General features: G+C 68.7%; 7 protein-coding genes. 1 reads left to right on the forward strand and 6 read right to left on the reverse strand.

The window, feature by feature from the left end; genetic code table 11:
- On the forward strand, positions 1–1,389 hold a 1,389-nt coding region (locus CA983_RS38480), incomplete at its 5' end, for a phosphoenolpyruvate carboxylase (protein ID WP_143645690.1).
- Between the two features lie 71 nt (positions 1,390–1,460).
- On the opposite strand, the gene CA983_RS38485 is transcribed toward CA983_RS38480, so the two are convergent.
- The 6 genes from CA983_RS38485 to glmU all read right to left on the reverse strand — a co-directional run bounded on the left by CA983_RS38485 (position 1,461) and on the right by glmU (position 6,925).
- Positions 1,461–2,153, reverse strand: a complete 693-nt coding sequence (locus CA983_RS38485) for an LPXTG cell wall anchor domain-containing protein (protein ID WP_086605353.1) — start codon at positions 2,151–2,153, stop codon at positions 1,461–1,463.
- Between the two features lie 198 nt (positions 2,154–2,351).
- A complete protein-coding gene (locus CA983_RS38490) occupies positions 2,352–2,855 on the reverse strand; it encodes a hypothetical protein (RefSeq protein WP_086605354.1) in 504 nt (167 codons plus the stop codon).
- Between the two features lie 41 nt (positions 2,856–2,896).
- Positions 2,897–3,499, reverse strand: a complete 603-nt coding sequence (pth, locus tag CA983_RS38495; protein WP_086605355.1) for an aminoacyl-tRNA hydrolase — start codon at positions 3,497–3,499, stop codon at positions 2,897–2,899.
- Between the two features lie 67 nt (positions 3,500–3,566).
- The gene (locus CA983_RS38500) at positions 3,567–4,160 is read right to left on the reverse strand and encodes a 50S ribosomal protein L25/general stress protein Ctc (protein ID WP_086605356.1); all 594 of its coding nucleotides are present in this window, start codon (positions 4,158–4,160) and stop codon (positions 3,567–3,569) included.
- Positions 4,161–4,355: 195 nt separating this feature from the next.
- On the reverse strand, positions 4,356–5,336 hold the full coding sequence (locus tag CA983_RS38505) for a ribose-phosphate diphosphokinase (RefSeq protein WP_086605357.1): 981 nt from the start codon (positions 5,334–5,336) through the stop codon (positions 4,356–4,358).
- 140 nt (positions 5,337–5,476) lie between these two features.
- Positions 5,477–6,925, reverse strand: a complete 1,449-nt coding sequence (gene glmU, locus CA983_RS38510) for a bifunctional UDP-N-acetylglucosamine diphosphorylase/glucosamine-1-phosphate N-acetyltransferase GlmU (protein WP_086605358.1) — start codon at positions 6,923–6,925, stop codon at positions 5,477–5,479.
- Positions 6,926–6,957: the final 32 nt, after the last annotated feature.

Below are 6,957 nucleotides of genomic sequence, written 5' to 3' on the forward strand. Positions count from 1 at the left end.
CTCGCCCCCACCCCGGCACCCGTGGACGCCCCCGGCGAGAAGACCCTCGGCGTCTTCCAGACCGTGAAGAAGGCCCTGGAGGTCTTCGGACCCGAGGTCATCGAGTCGTACATCATCTCCATGTGCCAGGGCGCCGACGACGTCTTCGCCGCCGCCGTCCTCGCCCGCGAAGCCGGCCTCATCGACCTGCACGCCGGCTGGGCCAAGATCGGCATCGTGCCGCTGCTGGAGACCACCGACGAGCTCAAGGCCGCCGACACCATCCTGGAGGACATGCTCTCCGACCCGTCCTACCGGCGCCTCGTCGCGCTCAGGGGCGACGTCCAGGAGGTCATGCTCGGCTACTCCGACTCCTCCAAGTTCGGCGGCATCACCACCAGCCAGTGGGAGATCCACCGCGCCCAGCGCCGCCTGCGCGACGTCGCCCACCGCTACGGCGTCCGCCTGCGCCTCTTCCACGGCCGCGGCGGCACCGTCGGCCGCGGCGGCGGCCCCACCCACGACGCCATCCTCGCCCAGCCCTGGGGCACCCTGGAGGGCGAGATCAAGGTGACCGAACAGGGCGAGGTCATCTCCGACAAGTACCTCATCCCGTCCCTGGCCCGGGAGAACCTCGAACTCACCGTCGCGGCCACCCTCCAGGCCTCCGCCCTGCACACCGCACCCCGCCAGTCCACCGAGGCCCTCGCCCGCTGGGACGCCGCGATGGACGTCGTCTCCGACGCCGCCCACGCCGCCTACCGCCGCCTCGTCGAGGACCCCGACCTGCCGACGTACTTCCTCGCGTCGACGCCGGTGGACCAGCTCGCCGACCTGCACCTGGGCTCCCGGCCCTCCCGCCGCCCCGGCTCCGGCGTCTCGCTCGACGGCCTGCGCGCCATCCCCTGGGTGTTCGGCTGGACCCAGTCCCGGCAGATCGTGCCCGGCTGGTTCGGCGTCGGCTCCGGTCTGAAGGCCCTGCGCGAGGCCGGTCTGGACACCGTGCTCGACGAGATGTACGGACAGTGGCACTTCTTCCGCAACTTCATCTCCAACGTCGAGATGACCCTGGCCAAGACCGACCTGCGGATCGCCCAGCACTACGTCGACACCCTCGTCCCCGACGAGCTCAAGCACGTCTTCGACACCATCAAGGCCGAACACGACCTGACCGTCACCGAGGTACTCCGCGTCACCGGCGAACAGGAACTCCTCGACGCCGAACCCGTCCTGAAGCAGACCTTCGCCATCCGCGACGCCTACCTCGACCCCATCTCCTACCTCCAGGTCGCCCTGCTCAAGCGGCAGCGCGACGCGGCCGCCGCCGGCGAACAGCCCGACCCGCTCCTCGCCCGCGCCCTGCTCCTCACCGTCAACGGCGTGGCAGCGGGCCTGCGCAACACCGGCTGAACCGCTCCCGTCCCCGGACACGACCGTGCCCCCGAGCCCGTACAGGCCCGGGGGCACGGTCGTGTCCCACCTCAGCCGCGGCTGAGCCTGCGGCGACGGAACACCAGGAACCCACCGCCCGCGACCAGCACCGCCGCCACACCGGACAGCAGACCCACCGGGGCCCCGCTGCCCGTCTCGGCGAGATCACCGCCGGCACCACCCTGCGGCGACGGCGACGAGGACGCGGACACACCCCCACCGGCCGGCGATCCCGGCGACGCCGACGATCCCGGCGACGCCGACGGCGCCTCGGACACCCCGGACGAGGGCGACGGCGAAGCCGGGGACGTCGGCGTCGAACCGCCGGGCTCCTGCCCGTCCTCGCAGTCAGTCCAGAACACCTTGTGCTTGGCGGCACCCTTCTCGCCGTCGAAGTTCCAGAACAGCTTGTAGTGCCCGTCCGGCAGTGACAGCTCCTCCGTGCGGCCGTGCCCCTCCGCGTCCAGCGTCAGCGCACCGGACTTCACCGTCTCCCCCCTGTTCTCACTCGGGGGGATCGCGTCGATGCGCCAGTCGACCTCCTGACCACCGTCAAAACCGAAAGCGTCCAGGTAGAACGTGCACACGTGCGGCTCGTTGCGGCGCAGCTCCTCGCCCGTCGAAGCATCGTGGATCTTGACCGTGCCGTTGTCACCGGGAGGGCTGGCCTGGGCAGCCGGAGCGAGCAGGAGAACCGCACAAGCGGCGGCGGCGACAGCGCCGGCGCGCGAAAGAGTTCGCATCGAGAAGTCATCCATCTTCGAGAAGTGACCGGGAAGATGTGGAGGGGGCGGCTCAGCATCCAGCCACGCCCGACCGCCCGTCAATCACGAACCGACAACGCTCGGCCCCCCCACAGAACTGGAGAACGCCGGAACCCCTCAGACAGTCACTCAGGCAGTCACTCAGGCAGTCACTCAGGCGGTCACTCAGGCGGTCACTCAGGCAGTCACGAAAGCGGCCGTCAGCAACGCCACCCCCGACAACGCCATCACCCACGCCGCCCGCGTACGCAGCAGACCACCCGCCACCACGACCGACGCCAGCAACAGCGCACCACCCAGCGGAATCCACGCGTACAACACCCCGGCCGGGCCCGAGCGCACCGCGTCATCGCTGCCGGGCTTCACGACCACTGTGTAGGTCCGGCCCTTCTCCACCGCGACCGACTTCTCCAGGACCACCTTCGACCGGGGCTGCGAACCCGCCGACAACGGCGAGTACCGGCCCGTGCACGTGTCCTGCCCGCACCGCGTCACATCGACCGTGCCGCGCTCCCGGCCCTTCGTCAGCATCACGTGCTGCGCCGTACCCCACGACGCCCACACACCCGCGATCAGGATCAGCACCGCGACCGCACCCATCGCCGCGAACCGCCCGAACCGCAGCACGGCATGAGCGCTCTCGCGAGTGACGGCAGCAGAAGCAGGCATGGCCGGGATCATTGGCCATACCCGCACGGCCGGTCAACTCCGAGGGTGACAAGTCAGGAGTTGTACGTACCCTGCGCCCGCTCCAGCCCCTCGATCACCAGACACTCCACCGCGTCCGCCGCCCGGTCCACGAAGTAATCCAGCTCCTTGCGCTCCGCCGACGAGAAATCCCTCAGCACGAAATCCGCCACCGGCATCCGCCCCGGCGGCCGCCCGATCCCGAACCGCACCCGGTGATAGTCCGCCCCGAACGCCTTCGTCATCGACTTCAGCCCGTTGTGCCCGTTGTCCCCGCCACCCAGCTTCAACCGCAGCACCCCGTAATCGATGTCCAACTCATCATGAATCGCCACCACATGGGCCACCGGCACCTTGTAGAACTCCCGCAGCGCGTTCACCGGCCCGCCCGACAGATTCATGTACGACATCGGCTTCGCCAGAACCACCCGCCGGCTCAACGGCCCCGGCGGCCCGATCCGGCCCTCGACGACCTGCGCCTGCGCCTTCCCGGCCCGCTTGAACCTCCCCCCGATCCGCTCCGCCAGCAGATCGGCCACCATGAAGCCCACGTTGTGCCGGTTACCCGCATACTCCGGCCCCGGATTGCCCAGCCCCACGATCAGCCAGGGCACGGCGGCATCGGTCGTCACGTCCATGTCTCCTTCATACGCGTCGGCCGCTGCTCCGCACGGGAACAGCGGCCGACGAAACGACGACGAGGGATCAGGCCTCGGCGGCCTCTGAGCCCTCTTCCTCGCCCTCGGAGGGCTCCTCGGCCTGCGCGGCCAGGACCTGCAGGACGACGGTGTCCTCCTCGACGTCCAGCGTCGTGCCCTTCGGCAGCGGGATGTCCTTCGCGAGGATGGAGTCACCGGCCGTCAGACCCTCGACGGAGACGGTCACCGACTCCGGGATGTGCGTCGCCTCGGCCACCACCGGCAGCGCGTTCAGCACGTGCTCCAGCAGGTTGCCACCCGGGGCCAGCTCACCCTCGGTGTGCACGTAGACCTCGACGTTGACCTGCTCGCCACGCTTCACCAGCTGCAGGTCCACGTGCTCCAGGAAACCCTTCAGCGGGTCACGCTGCACGGCCTTCGGAATCGCCAGCTCGTTCTGCTTGCCGTCGATGTCCAGCGCGATCAGCACGTTCGGCGTACGCAGCGCCATCAGCAGGTCGTGACCCGGCAGGGTCAGGTGCAGCGGGTCCGAACCGTGCCCGTACAGGACACCCGGAACCTTGGCTTCACGACGGATACGGCGCGCGGCACCCTTGCCGAACTCGGTGCGCATCGCGGCGGAGATCTTCACCTCGGACATACTCACTCCTCGAAGTCAGAAACGGACGTGGTCACCCGGCCACGAACGGCCTGCTACGAAGAGCGCGTCGATAACGGACCGCCGTACAAGCTTCCTGAAGAAGCGGTACGGCCTCCCTCGCCGAGCAACTTCAGCAGTCTACTCGGCAAGGGAGGCCGCACCCAAAACGATCTACACAAACCCGACCAGGGACTCTTACTGGTCGTCGAACAGGCTCGTCACCGAACCGTCCTCAAACACCTCACGCACCGCGTTCGCGATCGTCGGCGCGATCGACAGCACCGAGATCTTGTCCAGGTCCCCGCCCAGCTCACCCGGCGTCGGCAGCGTGTTCGTGAACACGAACTCACTCACCCGCGAGTTCTTCAACCGGTCCGCCGCCGGACCCGACAGCACACCGTGCGTCGCCGTCACGATCACGTCCTCCGCGCCATGCGCGAACAGCGCGTCCGCCGCGGCACAGATCGTCCCGCCCGTGTCGATCATGTCGTCCACCAAGACACACACGCGCCCCTTCACCTCACCCACGACCTCGTGGACGGTGACCTGGTTCGCGACATCCTTGTCCCGGCGCTTGTGCACGATCGCCAGCGGCGCACCCAAACGGTCACACCAACGGTCGGCGACCCGCACCCGGCCCGCGTCCGGAGACACGACCGTCAGCTTGTTCCGGTCCACCTTCCGGCCCACGTAGTCCGCCAGCAGCGGCAGCGCGAACAGATGATCCACCGGACCGTCGAAGAAGCCCTGGATCTGGTCCGTGTGCAGATCCACGGTCAGCAGCCGGTCCGCACCCGCGGTTTTCATCATGTCCGCGATCAGACGCGCCGAAATCGGTTCACGTCCCCGGTGCTTCTTGTCCTGCCGCGCGTAACCGTAGAACGGCACGATGACGGTGATGGAGCGGGCCGACGCACGCTTCAGCGCGTCGATCATGATCAACTGCTCCATGATCCACTTGTTGATCGGAGCCGTGTGGCTCTGGATCAGGAAGCAGTCGGCACCACGCGCCGACTCCTGATACCGCACATAGATCTCCCCGTTCGCGAAGTCGAAGGCCTTCGTCGGGACAACCCCGACACCCAACTGCTGGGCGACCTCCTCGGCAAGCTCGGGGTGGGCGCGGCCGGAGAAGAACATCAACTTCTTCTCGCCGGTCGTCTTGATCCCGGTCACAGCACTGTCTCCTCAGAGGTGTCGCAGCTGGGTGAAACGAGAGACCTCTCAGCCGGCTCGCGAGAGGCCGTCTCAGCTGGTGGGGGTGGTGCGGGTGTGCACTTATCACCGTACGCCGTGTTTGACGCGCCGGTTTCCGGTCAGCCCTCCTCGGCCGACCCCCGGGAAGCCGCCTCCGCCGCCTTCGCGGCCGCGCTCCCCGGACGCTTCCGAGCCACCCAACCCTCGATATTCCGCTGCTGACCACGGGCCACGGCCAGCGAACCGGGCGGCACATCCTTCGTGATCACGGACCCGGCAGCGGTGTACGCGCCGTCCCCGACCGTGACAGGCGCCACAAACATGTTGTCCGAGCCCGTACGGCAATGAGAGCCGATGGTCGTGTGGTGCTTCTCCTGACCGTCGTAGTTCACGAACACGCTCGCGGCACCGATGTTCGTGTGCTCACCGATCGTCGCGTCACCGACATAGGAGAGATGAGGCACCTTCGTCCCCTCACCGATGGACGCGTTCTTCGTCTCGACGTACGTCCCGATCTTGCCCTTCGCACCCAGCCGCGTCCCCGGACGCAGATACGCGAACGGCCCGACGGCCGCCTGGGGGCCCACCTCCGCGCCCACGGCCACGGTGTTGTCGACCCGCGCGCCGGCACCGACCCGGGTGTCGGTCAGCCGGCAGTTGGGCCCGACCTCCGCGCCCTCACCCAGGTGCGTCGACCCGTGCAACTGCGTGCCCGGGTGCACGACCGCGTCCTGCTCGAACGTGACGGTGACGTCGACCCAGGTGGTCGCCGGATCGATGACCGTGACACCGGACAGCATCGCCTCGGTGAGCAGCCGGTCGTTGAGAATGCGACGGGCCTCCGAGAGCTGCACACGGTTGTTGATGCCGGCGATCTCGCGGTGGTCGCCCGCCACGGACGCCCCGACCCGATGCCCGGCCTCACGCAGGATCCCGAGCACGTCGGTCAGGTACTCCTCGCCCTGACTGTTGTCGGTCCGCACCTTCTTCAGCGCGTCGGCGAGCAACTGCCCGTCGAACGCGAACACCCCCGAGTTGATCTCCCGGATCGACCGCTGGGCGTCGGTGGCGTCCTTGTGCTCCACGATGGCGGTGACGGCTCCGGTGGCGTCGTCACGGACGATCCGCCCGTATCCCGTCGCGTCCGGCACCTCGGCGGTCAGAACGGTGACCGCGTTGCCGTCTTCCGTGTGGGTGGCGGCGAGGGCCCGCAGCGTCTCGCCGGTCAGCAGGGGAGTGTCCCCGCACACGACGACAACCGTCCCGTCGACGGACCCGCCGAGCGCTTCCAGCCCCATCCGTACGGCGTGCCCCGTGCCGTTCTGCTCCGCCTGTACCGCCGTGCGGACGTCCGGGGCGATCTCGCCGAGGTGGGCGATGACCTTCTCACGGGCGTGGCCGACCACGACGACCAGGTGCTCGGGGTGCAGCTCGCCCGCGGCGGCGAGCACGTGTCCCACGAGACTGCGGCCGCAGAGCTCGTGCAGGACCTTGGGTGTGGCCGACTTCATACGGGTGCCCTCACCCGCTGCGAGAAAGACGACGGCTGCCGGGCGGTTGGCGCTCACGGGATGCCCTTCGGCTGTGGATGGGGTGGGGT

This window comes from Streptomyces swartbergensis (assembly GCF_002148965.1).
In the GTDB taxonomy this organism is placed as follows: Bacteria; Actinomycetota; Actinomycetes; order Streptomycetales; family Streptomycetaceae; genus Streptomyces; species Streptomyces swartbergensis.